This window comes from Pseudomonas sp. 5P_3.1_Bac2 (assembly GCF_025465995.1).
Lineage (GTDB): Bacteria > Pseudomonadota > Gammaproteobacteria > Pseudomonadales > Pseudomonadaceae > Aquipseudomonas.
Map to the genome: position 1 here is coordinate 1 of NZ_JANLNY010000030.1, position 19,449 is coordinate 19,449.

Here is a 19,449-nt window from a genome sequence, read left to right on the forward strand (position 1 = left end):
GCACTGATGTTGCTGGGTTTTGTAGGCAACTAAACAGGGCATCGCTATCATGCGTGCCTTATTGTTCGGTAGGACTCCCATGCTTGCGTTGTTAAAGCTCCTTCAAGATGGACAATTCCACTCAGGCGAGGCCTTAGGGGTGGCGCTGGGCATTAGCCGTGCGGCTGTGTGGAAGCAGTTGCAGGCCCTGCAGGGCGAGCTGGGTATCGTCATTCATAAGGTGCGTGGCCGTGGCTACAGACTTGAAGCGCCACTGCATCTGCTCGATGCCCAGCGCCTTAATGCGCCTGCAGTAACACCGCGATGGCTCGCCCATGTGCATAGCCGTGTGGATTCGACGAATGCCGAGGCGCTGCGTTTAATTCCTGCGGCACAGCAAATCCCTTTCTATGTCGTCGCTGAGCGTCAAACCAATGGGCGCGGTCGCCGTGGGCGTGACTGGGTCAGCCCATTCGGTGAAAACCTCTATTACAGCCTGGTGCTGCGTATTGATGGTGGCATGCGTCAACTGGAGGGGTTGAGTCTGGTTGTTGGCTTGGCGCTGTTGCAGGTGATTCGTGATGTGGGTGTCGTAAGCGCGGGTTTGAAGTGGCCCAATGATGTGTTGGTGGGCAAACAAAAACTGGCCGGCATTCTGCTGGAGCTGTCGGGAGATCCTGCGGATGTATGTCATGTGGTCATCGGTATTGGCTTGAACGTCAATATGCGTGCCCATGGGCAGCAGACGATTGGTCAGCCTTGGACGTCATTACAGGGCGAGTTGGGCAGGGTGCTGGATCGCAATGAGTTGATCCTTGCTCTGAACCAGCAGCTTGAGCGCTATCTCGCGATCCAGCTGAACGAGAGTTTTGCTGCTCTGCAGCAGGAGTGGCAAGACAATCATTTGTGGCAGGGCAGTGCTGTTGCTCTCACGGCCGGGAGTGAACCAGTTCAAGGGGTGGTGTTAGGGGTTGATCGCTCGGGGGCTATACGCTTGGATGTGAACGGGCTGGAGCAGAGTTTTAGCGGTGGTGAGCTGAGCCTAAGGTTACGTGATGATTCTTGAGTTGGATTGTGGCAACACCTTTATTAAGTGGCGCTTGTTGGGCGCCGCTGCGCGCTTGGCTGGCGTCGCTGAATCGGTAGAGCAGTTGCTTGTGCAAGTTCGCGAGCAGGGCCAGCGCATTCGTGCGTGCCGTTTGGTCAGTGTGCGCAGTGACGAGGAAACTGCTGTACTGATTGCTCAGTTGGAGTCCGCTTTCGCCGTGCGCTGCCATGTTGCCCGGCCTGCTATGGCCTTGGCAGGAGTGCGCAATGGCTATGAGCAATATCAGCGCTTGGGGCTCGACCGTTGGTTGGCTGTAGTAGCTGCGTATCAACTGGCGGGTGGTGCTTGCGCGGTGATCGATTTGGGCACTGCAGTGACAGCTGATTATGTTGCGGCGGATGGTGAGCACATGGGTGGGTTTATTTGCCCAGGTGGTCCGTTGCTGCGCACGCAGTTAATCACCCATACGCGACGCACGCGGTATGACGCGGCAGAGGCTGAGCAGGCGCTGGGCAATTTGTCGCCGGGGCGTTCTACGGCCGAAGCAGTCGAGCGGGGGTGCTTGCTCATGCTGCGTGGTTTTGTGGCGGGGCAGGCGGCGATGGCGACGCAAATGCTGCCAGCAGGGCACAAGGTCTTCCTCACGGGGGGCGATGCCGCTCTGGTGCAGGATGTGATTGCGGGTGCCACCATAGTGCCTGATTTGGTGTTTATCGGTCTGGCGATCGCTTGCCCTATTGATTGAGGTCGTCCATGCGCTGGATGTTTTTGTGGTTAATCGTGCTGAACCTGTTTTATTACGTATGGCACCAGCAGCAGGCGCCGATGCGTGCCACTGAAATCGCTCCGTTAAGTCATGTGCAGGAGGCTAGGCGTGATATCCGCTTGCTCAGCGAGTCGTCCTCGCCGCAGCGCCGCGAAACGATTGCGCAGGGGGCGGGCGAGGAGGTCTGTTTGTTCCTCGGTAGTTTCGAGGAGCAGGATGCTGCCGCGGCGGTTGAGCAGCGTTTGCTGAGTTTAGATATTCAATCGAATGTGCAGAGCGTGGATGCGGCGGCTGGGGTCGACTACTGGGTCTACTTGCCGCCATTGGCCTCGCGCCAAGCGTCATTGCGCCAATTACGTGAACTGCAGGCGCGCGCTATCGACAGTTACATCATTACCCAGGGCGATTTGGCCAATGGCATCTCGTTGGGTATTTTTCCGCTCAATGATTCGGCGCAGAGCGTAATGAGTCGTTTGCGTGAGGCCGGATACGAGCCACAACTACGCGAATTGACGCGCGCGCACCGCAGTTTCTGGGTGCGCATTGCCCCGCAGAGCCGGCGCTTGGCTGATGAGCCCCTGTTGGAGCGTTTAGCTTTTGACTTCAAAGGCTTACAACATCAATTAATGCAGTGTGAAGGGGTTGCAAGCCAACCTTAGAATGCATAGAATGGCGCCCGCTTCGCAGGGTGGCCTTTTTAAGAGCTCGGTGAAGTTTCTGTCAAAGTAGCTAACCTCATAATTTTATTGAGAAAATGCTTGACAGTAGGTCGGCAGACATAGAGAATGCCGCCCGATCTGGAGGGATTCCCGAGCGGCCAAAGGGATCAGACTGTAAATCTGACGTCATAGACTTCGAAGGTTCGAATCCTTCTCCCTCCACCAGATTTAGCGAGAGCTGCAGGCTCCGCGGGTATAGTTCAGTGGTAGAACCTCAGCCTTCCAAGCTGATGATGCGGGTTCGATTCCCGCTACCCGCTCCAGCATTGTTGTTCTTGCGATGCGTTTCGCTCATGTAGCTCAGTTGGTAGAGCACACCCTTGGTAAGGGTGAGGTCAGCGGTTCAAGTCCGCTCATGAGCTCCATTTGATAAAGGCAGATATGAGAGTATCTGCCTTTGTTTTATGGTGGAGATACCTGGTCAATTCTTCTCTCGGAGGCAGCCAAGATGGCTAAAGAAAAGTTTGAGCGTAATAAGCCGCACGTCAACGTTGGTACTATCGGTCACGTTGACCACGGTAAAACTACTCTGACTGCTGCTCTGACTCGCGTCTGCTCCGAAGTTTTCGGTTCGGCTCGTGTTGACTTCGACAAGATCGACAGCGCTCCAGAAGAAAAAGCTCGTGGTATCACCATCAACACCGCTCACGTAGAGTACGACTCGACTATTCGGCACTACGCGCACGTTGACTGCCCAGGCCACGCCGACTACGTCAAAAACATGATCACTGGTGCTGCCCAAATGGACGGCGCGATCCTGGTTTGTTCGGCTGCCGATGGTCCGATGCCACAAACTCGTGAGCACATCCTGCTGTCCCGTCAGGTAGGCGTTCCTTACATCGTCGTGTTCCTGAACAAGGCCGACATGGTTGACGACGCTGAGCTGCTGGAACTGGTTGAGATGGAGGTTCGCGACCTGCTCAGCACTTACGATTTCCCAGGTGACGACACTCCAATCATCATCGGTTCCGCTCTGATGGCGCTGAACGGTGAAGATGAGGGTGGTCTGGGTACTTCGGCTGTTAAGAGGCTGGTTGAGACTCTGGACAGCTACATCCCAGAGCCTGAGCGTGCTATCGACAAGCCGTTCCTGATGCCAATCGAAGACGTGTTCTCGATCTCCGGTCGCGGTACTGTAGTAACCGGTCGTATCGAGCGCGGCATCGTTAAGATCCAGGAAGAAATCGAGATCGTTGGTCTGCGTGACACCACCAAGACCACTTGCACCGGTGTTGAAATGTTCCGCAAGCTGCTGGACGAAGGCCGTGCTGGTGAGAACTGTGGCGTTCTGCTGCGTGGCACCAAGCGTGACGACGTTGAGCGTGGTCAGGTTCTGGTTAAGCCAGGTTCGGTTAAGCCGCACACTACCTTCACTGCAGAAGTGTACGTGCTGAGCAAAGAAGAAGGCGGCCGTCATACTCCGTTCTTCAAAGGCTACCGTCCTCAGTTCTACTTCCGTACTACTGACGTAACTGGTAACTGCGAACTGCCAGAAGGCGTTGAGATGGTAATGCCAGGTGACAACATTCAAATGACTGTCACTCTGATCAAAACCATCGCGATGGAAGAAGGTCTGCGTTTCGCTATTCGTGAAGGCGGTCGTACCGTCGGCGCGGGTGTAGTAGCAAAGATCATCGCATAAGCGGTTGATCTGCTTCGATTGGGCCGGCATAATGGTCGGCCTGATTATGTTTTTAGGTCAGTAGCTCAATTGGCAGAGCGACGGTCTCCAAAACCGTAGGTTGGGGGTTCGATTCCCTCCTGACCTGCCATATTCAAACGAATTTGGCGCGTCTTTTTACAGGATACTAGTAGATGAATGTTAAGGCTGAAGCCAAAGATTCTCGCTTCGATCTGCTCAAGTGGCTGGCCGTTGCTGCCCTGGTGATCGCTGGCGTAGTTGGTAATCAGTATTTCTCTGCTGAGCCGATCCTGTATCGCGTCCTCGTGCTGTTGGTGGTGGCTGCTGTTGCAGCTGTTATCGCTCTGCAAACCGCCAAAGGTCAAGCCTTTTGGGTGTTGGCAAAAGAGGCGCGGGTAGAGATTCGTAAAGTCGTTTGGCCGACCCGTCAAGAAACCACGCAGACCACGCTGATTGTCGTGGCTGTTGTTTTGGTGATGGCGCTGTTGTTGTGGGGTCTTGATTCCCTGCTCGGCTGGATTGTTTCGTTGATTGTCGGTTAAAGGTGTCCCGTGGCTAAGCGTTGGTACGTTGTGCATGCTTACTCGGGTTACGAGAAGCATGTAATGCGCTCGTTGATCGAGCGAGTAAAACTTGCCGGTATGGAAGACGTTTTTGGTGAAATTCTGGTCCCTACTGAAGAAGTGGTAGAGATGCGCAATGGCCAGAAGCGCAAGAGCGAGCGCAAGTTTTTCCCAGGCTATGTTCTGGTGCAGATGGAAATGAGCGAGGCGACTTGGCACTTGATCAAGGACACCCCGCGCGTTATGGGCTTCATTGGTGGTACTGCAGATAAGCCTGCGCCGATCACTGAGAAAGAAGCTGAAGCCATTCTGCGTCGCGTTGCTGATAGCGGCGACAAGCCTAAGCCGAAAACTCTGTTTGAACCAGGTGAGATGGTCCGTGTGATCGACGGTCCGTTTGCTGATTTCAGCGGTGTTGTCGAAGAAGTGAATTACGAAAAGAGCCGGATCCAGGTGGCGGTGACCATTTTCGGTCGCGCAACACCGGTCGAGCTGGAGTTCAGTCAGGTCGAAAAGGCATAACTGACATAAGCATCCCTTACCCCGCAGCCTTGGGCTGCGGGGTTTTGTCGTCACTGGGATAAATAGGTAATAACTGGGGAGCCGTCAGGCGTTTGAACCCAATACTGGAGTAGCTCATGGCTAAGAAAATCTCGGCTTACATCAAGCTGCAAGTTAAGGCTGGTCAAGCCAACCCATCGCCACCCGTTGGTCCAGCTTTGGGTCAGCACGGCGTGAACATCATGGAATTCTGCAAGGCGTTCAACGCCCGTACCCAAGGCCAAGAGCCGGGTCTGCCGACTCCAGTGATAATCACTGTGTACAGTGACCGTAGCTTCACTTTTGAAACCAAAAGCACCCCAGCCGCTGTGCTGCTGAAGAAAGCTGCCGGTTTGACTAGCGGTTCGGCTCGCCCGAACAGCGTCAAAGTTGGCACTGTGACTCGTGCTCAGCTGGAAGAGATCGCCAAAACTAAACAGGCTGATCTGACCGCTGCCGACCTGGATGCCGCTGTGCGTACTATCGCTGGCTCCGCTCGTAGCATGGGCCTGAACGTGGAGGGTGTGTAATGGCTAAGTTGACCAAACGCCAAAAGGCAATCGCTGAGAAAGTTGAAGCTGGTAAGGCTTACAACTTCGTTGAAGCGGCCGCTCTGCTGTCCGAGCTGTCCAACGTCAAGTTCTCTGAGTCCGTTGATATCGCTGTTAACCTTGGTGTTGACCCGCGTAAATCCGACCAGGTTGTTCGTGGCGCTACCGTTCTGCCGAACGGCTCGGGCAAAACCGTACGTGTTGCTGTCTTCACCCAAGGTCCAGGCGCTGAAGCTGCCCTGGCTGCCGGTGCTGATCGCGTAGGTATGGACGATCTGGCTGCTGAAATGAAAGGCGGCGACCTGAACTATGACGTCGTTATTGCTTCCCCGGATGCAATGCGCGTTGTTGGTCAGCTGGGTCAAGTGCTCGGCCCACGTGGTCTGATGCCTAACCCGAAAGTCGGTACCGTTACCCCTGACGTTGCTACTGCTGTGAAGAATGCCAAGGCTGGTCAAGTACGTTTCCGTACTGACAAGAACGGCATTATCCACGGTTCCGTGGGCAAAGTTGGTTTTGACGCTGAAAAACTGAAGCAGAACGTTGAAGCGCTGATCGCTGATCTGAAGCGTCTGAAGCCTTCGACTTCCAAAGGCGTCTACGTTAAGCGCGTGACCTTGAGCACCACTATGGGCCCAGGTCTGATCATTGATCAGGGTTCGCTCGACGCGTAATGAATAGGGCGGCGCGAGTAATCGCGTCGCTAAAGGTTTGGGGTCCCTGCCTGGCGGGGGCTATCCAAGACCGTAGGTGGCGTAAGCCTTAAAAGAAATGCCTACGCAGATGGTGCTCCCGATTCTTACCGAATCAGACACCAAAATGCCGTCCGGCTTAGGTCGGGCGAAACGGTAACATCCAGGAGTAAACCCGTGGCAATTAAACTCGAAGACAAGAAGGCCATCGTCGCTGAAGTCAACGAGGCTGCCAAAGCTGCCCTTTCCGCTGTCGTGGCTGATGCCCGTGGCGTGACTGTAGGTGCTATGACCGGACTCCGTAAAGAGGCCCGCGAAGCTGGCGTATACGTACGTGTTGTACGTAACACCCTGCTCAAGCGCGCTGTTGAAGGTACTCAGTACGATATCCTCAACGACGTGTTCAAAGGCCCGACCCTGATTGCATTCTCCAACGAACATCCGGGCGCTGCTGCCCGTATCTTCAAAGAGTTCGCCAAGGGTCAGGACAAGTTCGAGATCAAAGCAGCTGCATTCGAGGGTCAGTTCCTCGCAGCCAACCAGATCGACGTGCTGGCAACTCTGCCTACTTACGACGAAGCAATTTCTCAGCTGATGAGCGTGATCCAAGGCGCTACCAGCAAGTTCGTTCGTACTTTGGCAGCTGTTCGCGACCAGAAAGAAGGCGCTGCAGCCTAAGCAGGCGGCATAACCTCTTTCAATCTTATTTGTTTAATTTGATGGCCGCGTAAGGCTGTCCCCCAATACAGGAATTAGAGTCATGGCTCTGTCTAACGAAGACATCATCGAAGCAATCGGCCAGAAAACCGTTCTGGAAGTTGTTGAACTGATCAAAGCAATGGAAGAGAAGTTCGGCGTTTCCGCTGCTGCTGCTACTGTTGCTGCTGCTGGCCCGGCTGCTGCCGCTGCTGAAGAGCAAACTGAGTTCAACGTTATCCTGACCGAAGCTGGCGATAAGAAAGTTAACGTCATCAAGGCTGTTCGTGAACTGACCGGTCTGGGCCTGAAAGAAGCTAAAGCTGCCGTTGACGGCGCTCCAGCTACTATTCTGGAAGGCGTTGCCAAAGAAGCTGCTGATAAAGCTAAAGCTGCTTTGGAAGAAGCAGGCGCTAAAGTCGAGCTCAAGTAAGCGACGACCTTGCGTCTACAGCCGAAGCGACTCGCGTAAGGCTGATGGCTGGTGGCTTTTGCCACCGGCCTTTTTCCGTTCTAGGTCGGCGAATCATAAGCTGGCCTAGTGCGTGAAAATCCCACCCGAAGTGGTGGCGCAAACCTAGGGTTTGCAAGAGTTTCTGGCAACTCCCGTCGGAGCGGCCAACTAAGCAGGTGACCAAGCTGGGGAACGCTGATGGCTTACTCATACACTGAGAAAAAACGTATCCGCAAGGACTTTAGCAAGTTGCCGGATGTCATGGATGTGCCTTACCTCCTGGCCATCCAGCTGGATTCGTATCGCGAATTCCTGCAGGCCGGAGCAACCAAGGACCAGTTCCGCGACATTGGCCTGCACGCGGCCTTCAAGTCTGTTTTCCCGATTATCAGCTATTCCGGCAATGCTGCTCTGGAGTATGTCGGTTATCGCTTGGGCGAGCCGGCTTTTGATGTCAAAGAATGCGTACTGCGTGGCGTAACTTTCGCCGTGCCGCTGCGAGTCAAAGTCCGCCTGATCATTTTCGACAAAGAATCGTCGAACAAAGCGATCAAGGACATTAAAGAGCAAGAAGTTTACATGGGGGAAATCCCCCTGATGACCGAGAACGGTACCTTCGTTATTAACGGTACCGAGCGCGTTATCGTGTCCCAGCTGCACCGTTCCCCAGGTGTGTTCTTCGACCACGACCGTGGTAAGACGCACAGCTCGGGCAAGCTGCTGTACTCCGCGCGCATCATCCCTTACCGCGGTTCGTGGTTGGACTTCGAGTTCGATCCGAAAGACGCCGTATTCGTCCGTATCGACCGTCGCCGTAAACTGCCGGCCTCGGTGCTGCTGCGTGCACTGGGCTACAGCACAGAAGAAGTGCTGGACGCGTTCTACGCCACCAACGTTTTCCACGTGAAGGATCAAACCCTCAAGCTGGAACTGGTGCCGCAGCGTCTGCGCGGTGAAATCGCGGTGCTGGATATCACCGACGAGAAGGGCAAGGTCATCGTTGAGCAAGGCCGCCGTATTACCGCGCGCCACATCAACCAGTTGGACAAGTCCGGTATCAAAGAGCTGGAAGTACCGATCGACTACCTGATTGGCCGCACCACGGCCAAGGCGATCGTGCACCCGGCTACTGGCGAAATCATCGCCGAATGCAACACCGAGCTGAGCGTTGAGCTGCTGGCGAAGATCGTTAAAGCACAGGTTGTTCGTATCGAAACCCTGTACACCAACGACATCGACTGCGGTCCGTTCATCTCCGACACCCTGAAGATCGATAGCACCACCAACCAGCTCGAAGCACTGGTGGAAATCTATCGCATGATGCGTCCTGGCGAGCCACCAACCAAGGATGCTGCCGAGACCCTGTTCAACAACCTGTTCTTCAGCGCCGAGCGTTACGACCTGTCCGCTGTGGGCCGCATGAAGTTCAACCGTCGTATCGGTCGTACCGAGATCGAAGGTTCGGGCGTGTTGAGCCGCGAAGACATCGTTGAAGTGTTGAAGACTCTGGTCGACATCCGTAACGGTAAAGGCATCGTCGACGACATCGACCACCTGGGTAACCGTCGTGTGCGTTGCGTTGGCGAGATGGCCGAAAACCAATTCCGCGTCGGTCTGGTGCGGGTTGAGCGTGCCGTTAAAGAACGTCTGTCGATGGCCGAAAGCGAAGGCCTGATGCCGCAAGACCTGATTAACGCCAAGCCGGTTGCGGCTGCCGTTAAAGAGTTCTTCGGTTCCAGCCAGCTGTCGCAGTTTATGGACCAAAACAACCCGCTCTCCGAGATCACCCACAAGCGCCGTGTTTCGGCTCTTGGCCCAGGTGGTCTGACCCGTGAGCGCGCAGGCTTCGAAGTCCGCGACGTACACCCGACTCACTACGGTCGTGTGTGCCCGATTGAGACCCCTGAAGGTCCGAACATCGGTCTGATCAACTCCTTGGCGGCCTATGCCCGCACCAACCAGTACGGCTTCCTGGAAAGCCCGTATCGCGTGGTGAAAGAAGGTAAGGTCACCGACGATATCGTTTACCTGTCGGCCATCGAAGAAGCTGATCACGTCATCGCTCAGGCGTCCGCGACCCTGAACGACGCCGGCGAGCTGATCGATGAGCTGGTTGCTGTACGTCACCTCAACGAATTCACCGTTAAGGCGCCGGAAGATGTAACCCTGATGGACGTTTCGCCCAAGCAGGTAGTTTCCGTTGCGGCCTCGTTGATTCCGTTCCTCGAGCACGACGACGCCAACCGGGCATTGATGGGTTCCAACATGCAGCGCCAAGCTGTACCGACCCTGCGTGCTGACAAGCCGCTGGTAGGTACCGGTATGGAGCGCAACGTGGCGCGCGACTCCGGTGTGTGCGTGGTAGCACGTCGCGGCGGCGTGATCGATTCGGTTGATGCCAGCCGTATCGTGGTGCGCGTAAACGATGACGAAGTTGAAACTGGCGAAGCCGGTGTCGACATCTACAACCTGACCAAATACACCCGCTCGAACCAGAACACCTGCATCAACCAGCGTCCGCTGGTGCGTAAAGGTGATCAGGTTTCGCGCAGCGACATTCTGGCTGACGGTCCGTCCACCGACATGGGTGAACTGGCTCTGGGTCAGAACATGCGCGTAGCGTTCATGCCGTGGAACGGTTTCAACTTCGAAGACTCCATCTGCCTCTCCGAGCGCGTGGTGCAAGAAGACCGCTTCACCACGATCCACATTCAGGAACTGACCTGTGTGGCCCGTGACACCAAACTCGGTTCGGAAGAAATCACTTCCGACATCCCGAACGTTGGTGAGTCGGCGCTGAACAAGCTGGACGAAGCCGGTATCGTTTATGTCGGTGCTGAAGTTGGCCCAGGCGACATTCTGGTCGGTAAAGTCACCCCGAAAGGTGAGACCCAACTGACTCCAGAAGAAAAACTGCTGCGTGCGATCTTCGGTGAGAAGGCGTCTGACGTTAAAGACACCTCCCTGCGCGTGCCAACTGGCACCAAAGGTACCGTTATCGACGTACAGGTCTTCACCCGCGATGGCGTTGAGCGTGATGCTCGTGCTCTGTCGATCGAGAAGACTCAGCTGGATGAGATCCGTAAGGACCTCAACGAAGAGTTTCGCATCGTTGAAGGCGCAACCTTCGAACGTCTGCGTGCTGCTCTGGTCGGCAAAAAAGCCGAAGGCGGCGCGGGCCTGAAGAAGGGCGCAGAAGTCACCGACGAAGTGCTCGACGGTCTGGAGCGCGGTCAGTGGTTCAAACTGCGCATGGCTGACGACGCGCTGAACGAGCAATTGGAGAAAGCTCAGGCTTACATCTCCGATCGCCGTCAGCTGCTCGACGACAAGTTCGAAGACAAGAAGCGCAAGCTGCAGCAGGGCGATGACCTGGCTCCAGGCGTGCTGAAAATTGTTAAGGTCTACCTGGCCATCCGCCGTCGCATCCAGCCGGGTGACAAGATGGCCGGTCGTCACGGTAACAAAGGTGTGGTCTCGGTGATCATGCCGGTCGAAGACATGCCGCACGACGTTAACGGTACTCCTGTTGACATCGTCCTGAACCCGCTCGGTGTACCGTCGCGGATGAACGTTGGGCAGATTCTGGAAACCCACCTGGGCCTCGCGGCCAAAGGCCTGGGCGAGAAGATCAACCGCATGCTCGAAGAGCAGCGCAAGATCGCTGAACTGCGCAAGTTCCTGCACGAGATCTACAACGAGATCGGTGGCCGTCAAGAAAGCCTGGACAGCCTGAGCGATCAGGAAATCCTCGACCTGGCGCATAACCTGCGCGGCGGTGTGCCAATGGCCACCCCGGTGTTCGACGGTGCTAAAGAGAGCGAAATCAAGGCCATGCTGAAACTGGCAGATCTGCCAGAAAGCGGTCAGATGCGCTTGATCGATGGCCGTACCGGTAACCAGTTCGAGCGTCCAACCACCGTTGGCTACATGTACATGCTGAAGCTGAACCACTTGGTTGACGACAAGATGCACGCTCGTTCGACCGGTTCTTACAGCCTGGTTACACAGCAGCCGTTGGGCGGTAAAGCGCAGTTCGGTGGTCAGCGCTTCGGGGAGATGGAGGTCTGGGCGCTGGAAGCCTACGGCGCCGCGTACACCCTGCAGGAAATGCTGACCGTGAAGTCGGATGATGTGAACGGCCGTACCAAGATGTACAAAAACATCGTGGATGGCGATCACCGTATGGAGCCGGGCATGCCCGAGTCCTTCAACGTACTGATCAAAGAGATCCGTTCGCTGGGCATCGACATCGATCTGGAAACCGAATAACACGTGACGCGAATTGAGAGCGCGGCTTAACCGCCCGCTCTCTGCTCCGCCAGGAGGAAAGGCCTTGAAAGACCTATTAAATTTGCTGAAAAACCAGGGTCAAGTCGAAGAGTTCGACGCCATCCGTATTGGGTTGGCCTCGCCTGAGATGATCCGTTCGTGGTCGTTCGGTGAAGTCAAAAAGCCGGAAACCATCAACTACCGTACGTTCAAGCCTGAGCGTGACGGCCTGTTCTGCGCCAAAATCTTTGGCCCAGTTAAGGACTACGAGTGCCTGTGCGGTAAGTACAAGCGCCTGAAGCACCGTGGTGTGATCTGTGAGAAGTGCGGCGTTGAAGTCGCACTGGCCAAAGTTCGTCGTGAGCGCATGGCGCACATCGAACTGGCTTCCCCAGTCGCCCACATCTGGTTCCTCAAGTCGCTGCCGAGCCGTATCGGTTTGCTGATGGACATGACCCTGCGTGATATCGAACGCGTGCTCTATTTCGAGAGCTATGTCGTTATCGATCCAGGCATGACCACCCTTGAAAAAGGTCAGCTGCTCAACGACGAACAGTACTTCGAAGCGCTGGAAGAGTTCGGTGACGACTTCGACGCCCGTATGGGTGCTGAGGCCGTGCGCGAGCTGCTGCACGCTATCGACCTGGACCACGAGATTGGCCGTCTGCGTGAAGAAATTCCGCAAACCAATTCTGAAACCAAGATCAAGAAGCTGTCCAAACGCCTCAAGCTGATGGAAGCCTTCAAAGACTCCGGCAACCTGCCAGAGTGGATGGTCCTGACTGTTCTGCCAGTTTTGCCGCCGGATCTGCGTCCGCTGGTACCGCTGGATGGTGGCCGTTTCGCCACTTCCGACCTGAACGATCTGTATCGCCGGGTGATCAACCGGAACAACCGTCTCAAGCGCCTGCTCGATCTGTCGGCGCCGGACATCATCGTGCGCAACGAAAAGCGCATGCTGCAAGAAGCGGTCGATGCACTGCTCGACAACGGCCGTCGCGGTCGCGCCATCACTGGCTCGAACAAGCGTCCGCTGAAGTCGCTGGCTGACATGATCAAAGGTAAGCAAGGTCGTTTCCGTCAGAACTTGCTCGGTAAGCGCGTGGACTACTCCGGTCGTTCGGTTATTACCGTAGGCCCGACCCTGCGTCTGCATCAGTGCGGTCTGCCGAAGAAAATGGCCCTGGAGCTGTTCAAGCCGTTCATTTTCGGCAAGCTCGAAGCCCGTGGCCTGGCCACTACCATCAAAGCTGCGAAGAAGATGGTGGAGCGCGAGCTGCCAGAGGTGTGGGACGTTCTCGCCGAAGTGATTCGCGAACACCCCGTACTGCTCAACCGTGCACCAACCCTGCACCGTCTGGGTATCCAAGCGTTTGAACCGGTTTTGATCGAAGGTAAAGCGATTCAGCTGCACCCGCTGGTCTGCGCCGCGTACAACGCCGACTTCGACGGCGACCAAATGGCTGTACACGTTCCGCTGACGCTTGAAGCTCAGCTGGAAGCCCGTGCGCTGATGATGTCGACCAACAACATCCTCTCGCCAGCGAGCGGTGATCCGATCATCGTACCGTCCCAGGACGTGGTTCTGGGTCTGTACTACATGACCCGTGAAGCCGTTAACGCCAAGGGCGAAGGCCGTGTGTTCGCTGACCTGCAAGAAGTTGACCGGGTCTTCCGCGGTGGTGAAGCGTCGCTGCACGCCCGCGTGAAAGTGCGCATCAACGAGGTCATCAAAGACCGCGATGGCAGCATCACCAAGAACACTCGTATCGTCGACACCACTGTCGGCCGTGCGCTGCTGTTCCAAGTTGTGCCGGCCGGCCTGTCGTATGACGTGGTCAACCAGCCAATGAAGAAGAAGGCGATCTCCAAGCTGATCAACCTGTGCTACCGCACGGTCGGTCTGAAGGACACCGTTATCTTCGCTGACCAACTGATGTACACCGGTTTCGCTTATTCGACCATTTCCGGTGTGTCGATCGGTGTGAACGACTTCGTCATCCCTGATGAGAAGGCGCGCATCATTGATTCGGCCACTGAAGAAGTTAAAGAGATCGAATCGCAGTACGCCTCCGGCCTGGTAACCCAGGGCGAGAAGTACAACAAGGTGATCGACCTCTGGTCCAAGGCCAACGACGAAGTGTCGAAGGCAATGATGGCCAACCTGTCGAAAGAGAAAGTCGTTGATCGTGAGGGTAAAACCGTCGATCAAGAGTCTTTCAACTCGATGTACATGATGGCCGACTCCGGTGCGCGGGGTTCTGCTGCGCAGATCCGTCAGCTCGCTGGTATGCGTGGTCTGATGGCCAAGCCAGACGGCTCCATCATTGAGACGCCGATCACCGCGAACTTCCGCGAAGGTCTGTCGGTTCTGCAGTACTTCATCTCGACGCACGGTGCTCGTAAAGGTCTGGCGGATACCGCGTTGAAAACGGCTAACTCCGGTTACCTGACTCGTCGTCTGGTTGACGTGGCGCAAGACTTGGTCGTGACTGCGATCGATTGCGGCACTGAGCACGGCCTGCTGATGACGCCGCACATTGAAGGCGGCGACGTAGTGGAGCCGCTGGGTGAGCGCGTACTGGGTCGAGTGATCGCCAAAGACGTGTTCAAACCAGGCACTGAAGAAGTCATCGTGCCGGCTGGCACCCTGATTGACGAGCAGTGGGTTGAGTTCATCGAAGTTAACAGCATCGACGAAGTTATCGTACGTTCGCCGATCACCTGTGAAACTCGCTACGGCATCTGCGCCAAGTGCTACGGTCGCGACCTGGCTCGTGGGCATCAGATCAACATCGGTGAAGCTGTCGGCGTAATCGCTGCGCAGTCGATCGGTGAGCCGGGTACTCAGCTGACCATGCGTACGTTCCACATCGGTGGTGCGGCGAGCCGGACTTCGGCTGCGGACAGCGTACAGGTGAAGAACGGCGGTACCGTGCGTCTGCATAACCTGAAGCACGTTGAGCGTTTGGACGGCAACCTGGTCGCGGTATCGCGTTCCGGTGAGCTGGCTATCGCCGATGACTTCGGTCGTGAGCGTGAGCGCTACAAGCTGCCTTACGGTGCGGTCATTTCCGTGAAGGAAGGGGACAAGGTCGATCCGGGCGCTATCGTCGCCAAGTGGGACCCGCACACCCACCCAATCGTGACCGAAATGAAAGGTACCGTGACCTTCGTGGGCATGGAAGACGGCATTACCATCAAGCGTCAGACTGACGAATTGACTGGTTTGACCAACATTGAAGTACTGGATCCGAAAGATCGTCCAGCTGCCGGCAAAGAAATTCGCCCTGCAGTGAAGATGGTTGGCGAAGACGGCAAAGATCTGCTGCTGCCAGGTACCGATGTACCGGCTCAGTACTTCCTGCCAGCTAACGCCCTGGTCGGTGTGGCCAACGGTGTGCAAGTGGGTGTCGGTGACGTTATCGCCCGTATCCCGCAAGAAACCTCGAAGACCCGCGACATCACCGGTGGTCTGCCGCGCGTTGCTGACTTGTTCGAAGCTCGTCGCCCGAAAGAAGCGTCGATCCTCGCCGAAATCAGCGGCACCATCTCGTTCGGTAAAGAGACCAAAGGCAAGCGCCGTCTGGTCATTACGCCGACCGATGGCAGCGACCCGTACGAAGAGCTGATCCCGAAATGGCGTCACCTGAACGTGTTCGAAGGTGAGCAGGTTAACAAGGGTGAAGTTATCTCCGACGGCCCGAGCGATCCGCACGACATCCTGCGTTTGCTGGGTGTGAGCGCGCTGGCGAAGTACATCGTCAACGAGATCCAAGACGTTTACCGTCTGCAAGGCGTGAAGATTAACGACAAGCACATCGAAACCATCCTGCGTCAGATGCTGCGTAAAGTTGAAATTGCCGAGTCCGGTGATTCCAGCTTTATCAAAGGCGACCAGATGGAGCTCACCGCTGTACTGGGTGAGAACGAGCGCTTGGCGGCTGAAGACAAATTCATCGCTAAGTACACCCGCGTACTGTTGGGTATCACCAAGGCGTCGCTGTCCACCGAGTCCTTCATCTCGGCGGCATCCTTCCAGGAAACCACTCGCGTGCTTACCGAGGCAGCGGTTACTGGCAAGCGCGACTACCTGCGTGGCCTGAAAGAGAACGTGGTGGTGGGTCGTCTGATCCCGGCCGGTACTGGTCTGGCTTATCACAGCGAGCGTAAGCGCAAGCGTGAAGCCGAGAAGCCAGTGCGTGTCAGCGCCAGTGAAGTGGAAGCGGCACTGAGCGAAGCGCTCAACTTGAGCGGCAATTAAGAACAGGGCCCCGCTGCTTCGGTAGCGGGGCTTTGTCTTGACTGGGGCGGTGAGTCTCTTTAGACTCATGCACCCCTAAATTTGGCAGGGCATGTGCTCTGCCATTTTGTTTATGTAGGGCAATAGCGTCGAAAGACAACAGTGGAGCTTAAGATGGCAACTATCAACCAGCTGGTACGTCAGCCGCGTAAGCGTATCGTCGAGAAATCCGACGTACCTGCGCTGCAGAACTGCCCGCAGCGTCGTGGTGTGTGCACTCGTGTGTATACCACTACGCCGAAAAAACCTAACTCGGCATTGCGTAAAGTTTGCCGTGTACGCCTGACCAACGGTTTCGAGGTTTCCTCGTACATCGGTGGTGAAGGCCACAACCTGCAAGAGCACAGCGTCGTTCTGATTCGCGGCGGCCGTGTAAAAGACTTGCCAGGTGTGCGTTACCACACCGTTCGCGGTTCGCTGGATACCTCCGGCGTTAAAGACCGTAAACAAGGTCGTTCGAAGTACGGTACCAAGCGTCCGAAGTAATCGGCGCTGTGTATTGAATTACGAGTTTCTATTTTCTGAGTCGATAAGAGTAAGGTCGGGCTGCCATCGCAAGGTGTGGTCCCGGGCTAACCTGAAGACCGTTTGAGGGCTTATCAAATGCCAAGACGTCGTGTAGCAGCCAAGCGCGAAGTGCTTGACGATCCAAAATACGGAAGCCAAATCCTGGCCAAGTTCATGAACCACGTGATGGAAAGCGGCAAAAAAGCCGTTGCCGAGCGTATCGTTTATGGTGCCCTGGATAAGGTTAAAGAGCGTAAGAACAGCGATCCCCTGGAAATCTTCGAGAAAGCTCTCGACGCCATCGCTCCGCTGGTCGAAGTGAAGTCGCGCCGTGTTGGCGGTGCTACTTACCAGGTTCCGGTCGAAGTTCGTCCGTCCCGTCGTAACGCTCTTGCCATGCGCTGGCTGGTAGATTTCGCCCGTAAACGTGGCGAGAAATCCATGGCTTTGCGTTTGGCTGGTGAGTTGCTGGATGCTGCTGAAGGCAAAGGCGCTGCAGTTAAGAAGCGTGAAGACGTGCACCGTATGGCTGAGGCCAACAAAGCTTTCTCGCACTACCGCTTCTAAATCTAGCATCCCAATTTTTGCGAGGGCTTTATGGCTCGTACAACTCCGATTAACCGCTACCGTAATATTGGTATCTGTGCGCACGTGGATGCGGGCAAGACCACTACTACTGAGCGGATCCTGTTTTACACAGGCGTAAACCACAAGCTGGGCGAAGTGCACGACGGTGCAGCGACCACTGACTGGATGGTTCAGGAGCAAGAGCGCGGTATTACCATTACCTCCGCTGCTGTAACTACCTTCTGGAAAGGTTCGCGTAGCCAGTTTGATAACTACCGCGTAAACGTTATTGATACCCCCGGTCACGTGGACTTCACCATCGAAGTAGAGCGCTCGCTGCGCGTACTCGACGGCGCTGTCGTGGTGTTCTGTGGTACCTCTGGTGTTGAGCCGCAGTCCGAAACCGTATGGCGTCAAGCCAACAAGTACGGTGTTCCACGTATCGTTTACGTGAACAAAATGGACCGTCAAGGCGCCAACTTCCTGCGCGTAGTTGAGCAGATCAAAAAGCGTCTGGGCCATACTCCGGTTCCAGTACAGCTGGCGATCGGTGCAGAAGAGAACTTCCTGGGTCAGATCGATCTGATCAAGATGAAGGCTATCTACTGGAACGACGACGACAAAGGCATGACCTACCGTGAGGAAGAAATTCCTGCGGAGATGCTGGCTCAGGCTGAAGAATATCGCTCGAACATGGTTGAGGCTGCTGCCGAAGCCAACGAAGAGCTGATGAACAAGTACCTGGAAGGCGGCGAGCTGTCGATCGAAGAGATCAAAGCTGGTCTGCGTCAGCGTACTCTGGCCGGTGAAATCGTTCCTGCGGTCTGCGGTACTTCGTTCAAGAACAAAGGCGTGCCTTTGGTTCTCGACGCCGTTATCGACTACCTGCCAGCGCCGACTGACATTCCGCCAATCAAAGGCGTGCATCCAGACAACGAAGAGCAAGAAGATGAGCGTTATGCAGACGATGCTGCGCCGTTCTCCGCTCTGGCGTTCAAGATCGCGACTGACCCATTCGTGGGTACTCTGACCTTTACTCGCGTTTATTCGGGCGTGCTGGCTTCCGGCGACTCCGTGATCAACTCGGTAAAAGGTAAGAAAGAGCGCGTTGGCCGTATGGTGCAGATGCACGCTAACCAGCGTGAAGAGATCAAAGAAGTTCGCGCTGGCGACATCGCGGCTCTGATCGGCATGAAGGACGTCACCACTGGTGACACCCTGTGCGACCTGAACCAACAAATCATCCTTGAGCGTATGGACTTCCCGGAGCCGGTTATTTCGGTTGCCGTTGAGCCAAAAACCAAGGCTGACCAGGAAAAAATGGGTATTGCTCTGAGCCGTCTGGCCCAGGAAGATCCATCGTTCCGCGTTAAGACTGACGAAGAGACTGGCCAGACCATCATCTCGGGTATGGGTGAGCTTCACCTGGATATCCTGGTTGACCGTATGCGTCGTGAATTCAACGTCGAGGCCAACATCGGTAAGCCGCAAGTTTCTTACCGTGAAAAAATCACCAAAAACTGCGAAATCGAAGGCAAGTTCGTTCGTCAGTCTGGTGGTCGTGGTCAGTTCGGTCACTGCTGGATTCGCTTTGCTCCGGCTGATGAAGGCCAGGAAGGTCTGGTATTCGTCAACGAAGTAGTTGGTGGTGTGGTTCCGAAGGAATACATCCCGGCGATTCAGAAGGGTATCGAAGAGCAGATGAAGAACGGCGTTGTCGCCGGCTATCCGCTGATCGGCCTGAAAGCTACTGTGTTTGACGGCTCGTACCACGATGTCGACTCCAACGAAATGGCGTTCAAGGTGGCTGCCTCTATGGCAACCAAGCAGCTGGCCCAGAAGGGCGGCGGCGTAGTACTTGAGCCAATCATGAAAGTCGAAGTAGTAACCCCTGAAGACTACATGGGGGACGTGATGGGTGACCTGAACCGTCGTCGTGGTCTGATCCAGGGCATGGAAGATTCGGTATCGGGCAAAGTGATCCGTGCTGAGGTTCCGCTGGGTGAGATGTTCGGTTATGCGACCGACGTCCGTTCCATGTCTCAGGGTCGCGCAAGCTACTCCATGGAATTCTCGAAGTACTCTGAAGCTCCGGCGAACATCGTCGAAGCGCTCATTAAAAAACAAGGCTGATTCAGCCCCTTTACGCT

15 protein-coding genes and 4 tRNA genes are annotated in these 19,449 nt (G+C 55.7%); all 19 read left to right on the top strand.

Annotated elements, in window-relative coordinates; all coding sequences use genetic code 11:
* Positions 1-79 precede the first annotated feature (79 nt).
* Positions 80-1,045 carry a bifunctional biotin--[acetyl-CoA-carboxylase] ligase/biotin operon repressor BirA gene (gene birA / locus NTD81_RS19330; protein ID WP_262184384.1) on the top strand — a complete coding sequence of 322 codons (966 nt, stop codon included), beginning with the start codon at positions 80-82 and terminating at the stop codon, positions 1,043-1,045.
* Positions 1,035-1,772 (top strand): type III pantothenate kinase, encoded by a 738-nt coding sequence (locus tag NTD81_RS19335; protein WP_262184385.1) that lies wholly within the window; start codon positions 1,035-1,037, stop codon positions 1,770-1,772. The genes birA and NTD81_RS19335 overlap by 11 nt, the downstream gene beginning before the upstream one ends.
* Before the next feature lie 8 nt (positions 1,773-1,780).
* On the top strand, positions 1,781-2,452 hold the full coding sequence (locus NTD81_RS19340; RefSeq protein WP_262184386.1) for an SPOR domain-containing protein: 672 nt from the start codon (positions 1,781-1,783) through the stop codon (positions 2,450-2,452).
* Between the two features lie 140 nt (positions 2,453-2,592).
* Positions 2,593-2,677, top strand: a tRNA-Tyr gene (locus NTD81_RS19345).
* 24 nt (positions 2,678-2,701) lie between these two features.
* A tRNA-Gly gene (locus NTD81_RS19350) sits at positions 2,702-2,775 on the top strand.
* Positions 2,776-2,801: 26 nt separating this feature from the next.
* A tRNA-Thr gene (locus tag NTD81_RS19355) sits at positions 2,802-2,877 on the top strand.
* An 83-nt stretch (positions 2,878-2,960) separates the two neighbouring features.
* Positions 2,961-4,154: an elongation factor Tu gene (gene tuf / locus NTD81_RS19360; RefSeq protein WP_262184387.1), complete on the top strand. Its 1,194-nt coding sequence runs from the start codon at positions 2,961-2,963 to the stop codon at positions 4,152-4,154.
* A 54-nt stretch (positions 4,155-4,208) separates the two neighbouring features.
* Positions 4,209-4,284 (top strand) — tRNA-Trp (locus NTD81_RS19365).
* Positions 4,285-4,327: 43 nt separating this feature from the next.
* Complete coding sequence (gene secE, locus NTD81_RS19370) at positions 4,328-4,696, top strand: preprotein translocase subunit SecE (protein WP_262184388.1); 369 nt, start codon at positions 4,328-4,330, stop codon at positions 4,694-4,696.
* Positions 4,697-4,705: 9 nt separating this feature from the next.
* Positions 4,706-5,239: a transcription termination/antitermination protein NusG gene (gene nusG, locus NTD81_RS19375; RefSeq protein WP_262184389.1), complete on the top strand. Its 534-nt coding sequence runs from the start codon at positions 4,706-4,708 to the stop codon at positions 5,237-5,239.
* Between the two features lie 116 nt (positions 5,240-5,355).
* Positions 5,356-5,787: a 50S ribosomal protein L11 gene (gene rplK / locus NTD81_RS19380; protein WP_262184390.1), complete on the top strand. Its 432-nt coding sequence runs from the start codon at positions 5,356-5,358 to the stop codon at positions 5,785-5,787.
* Complete coding sequence (gene rplA, locus NTD81_RS19385; protein ID WP_262184391.1) at positions 5,787-6,482, top strand: 50S ribosomal protein L1; 696 nt, start codon at positions 5,787-5,789, stop codon at positions 6,480-6,482. Before rplK ends, rplA begins: the two co-directional genes overlap by 1 nt.
* Before the next feature lie 195 nt (positions 6,483-6,677).
* Entirely contained in the window at positions 6,678-7,178 is a 501-nt protein-coding gene (gene rplJ / locus NTD81_RS19390) for a 50S ribosomal protein L10 (RefSeq protein ID WP_262184392.1), read from the top strand.
* Between the two features lie 82 nt (positions 7,179-7,260).
* Positions 7,261-7,629, top strand: coding sequence for a 50S ribosomal protein L7/L12 (gene rplL, locus NTD81_RS19395; protein ID WP_262184393.1), 369 nt, complete (start codon positions 7,261-7,263; stop codon positions 7,627-7,629).
* Positions 7,630-7,848: 219 nt separating this feature from the next.
* Positions 7,849-11,922: a DNA-directed RNA polymerase subunit beta gene (gene rpoB, locus NTD81_RS19400; protein WP_262184394.1), complete on the top strand. Its 4,074-nt coding sequence runs from the start codon at positions 7,849-7,851 to the stop codon at positions 11,920-11,922.
* 64 nt (positions 11,923-11,986) lie between these two features.
* Positions 11,987-16,186 (top strand): DNA-directed RNA polymerase subunit beta', encoded by a 4,200-nt coding sequence (rpoC, locus tag NTD81_RS19405; RefSeq protein ID WP_262184395.1) that lies wholly within the window; start codon positions 11,987-11,989, stop codon positions 16,184-16,186.
* 153 nt (positions 16,187-16,339) lie between these two features.
* Positions 16,340-16,711, top strand: a complete 372-nt coding sequence (gene rpsL / locus NTD81_RS19410; protein ID WP_003463319.1) for a 30S ribosomal protein S12 — start codon at positions 16,340-16,342, stop codon at positions 16,709-16,711.
* Between the two features lie 117 nt (positions 16,712-16,828).
* Positions 16,829-17,299 (top strand): 30S ribosomal protein S7, encoded by a 471-nt coding sequence (rpsG, locus tag NTD81_RS19415; protein ID WP_010490886.1) that lies wholly within the window; start codon positions 16,829-16,831, stop codon positions 17,297-17,299.
* Positions 17,300-17,329: 30 nt separating this feature from the next.
* Complete coding sequence (gene fusA / locus NTD81_RS19420; protein ID WP_262184396.1) at positions 17,330-19,432, top strand: elongation factor G; 2,103 nt, start codon at positions 17,330-17,332, stop codon at positions 19,430-19,432.
* The last annotated feature ends 17 nt before the right edge of the window (positions 19,433-19,449 follow it).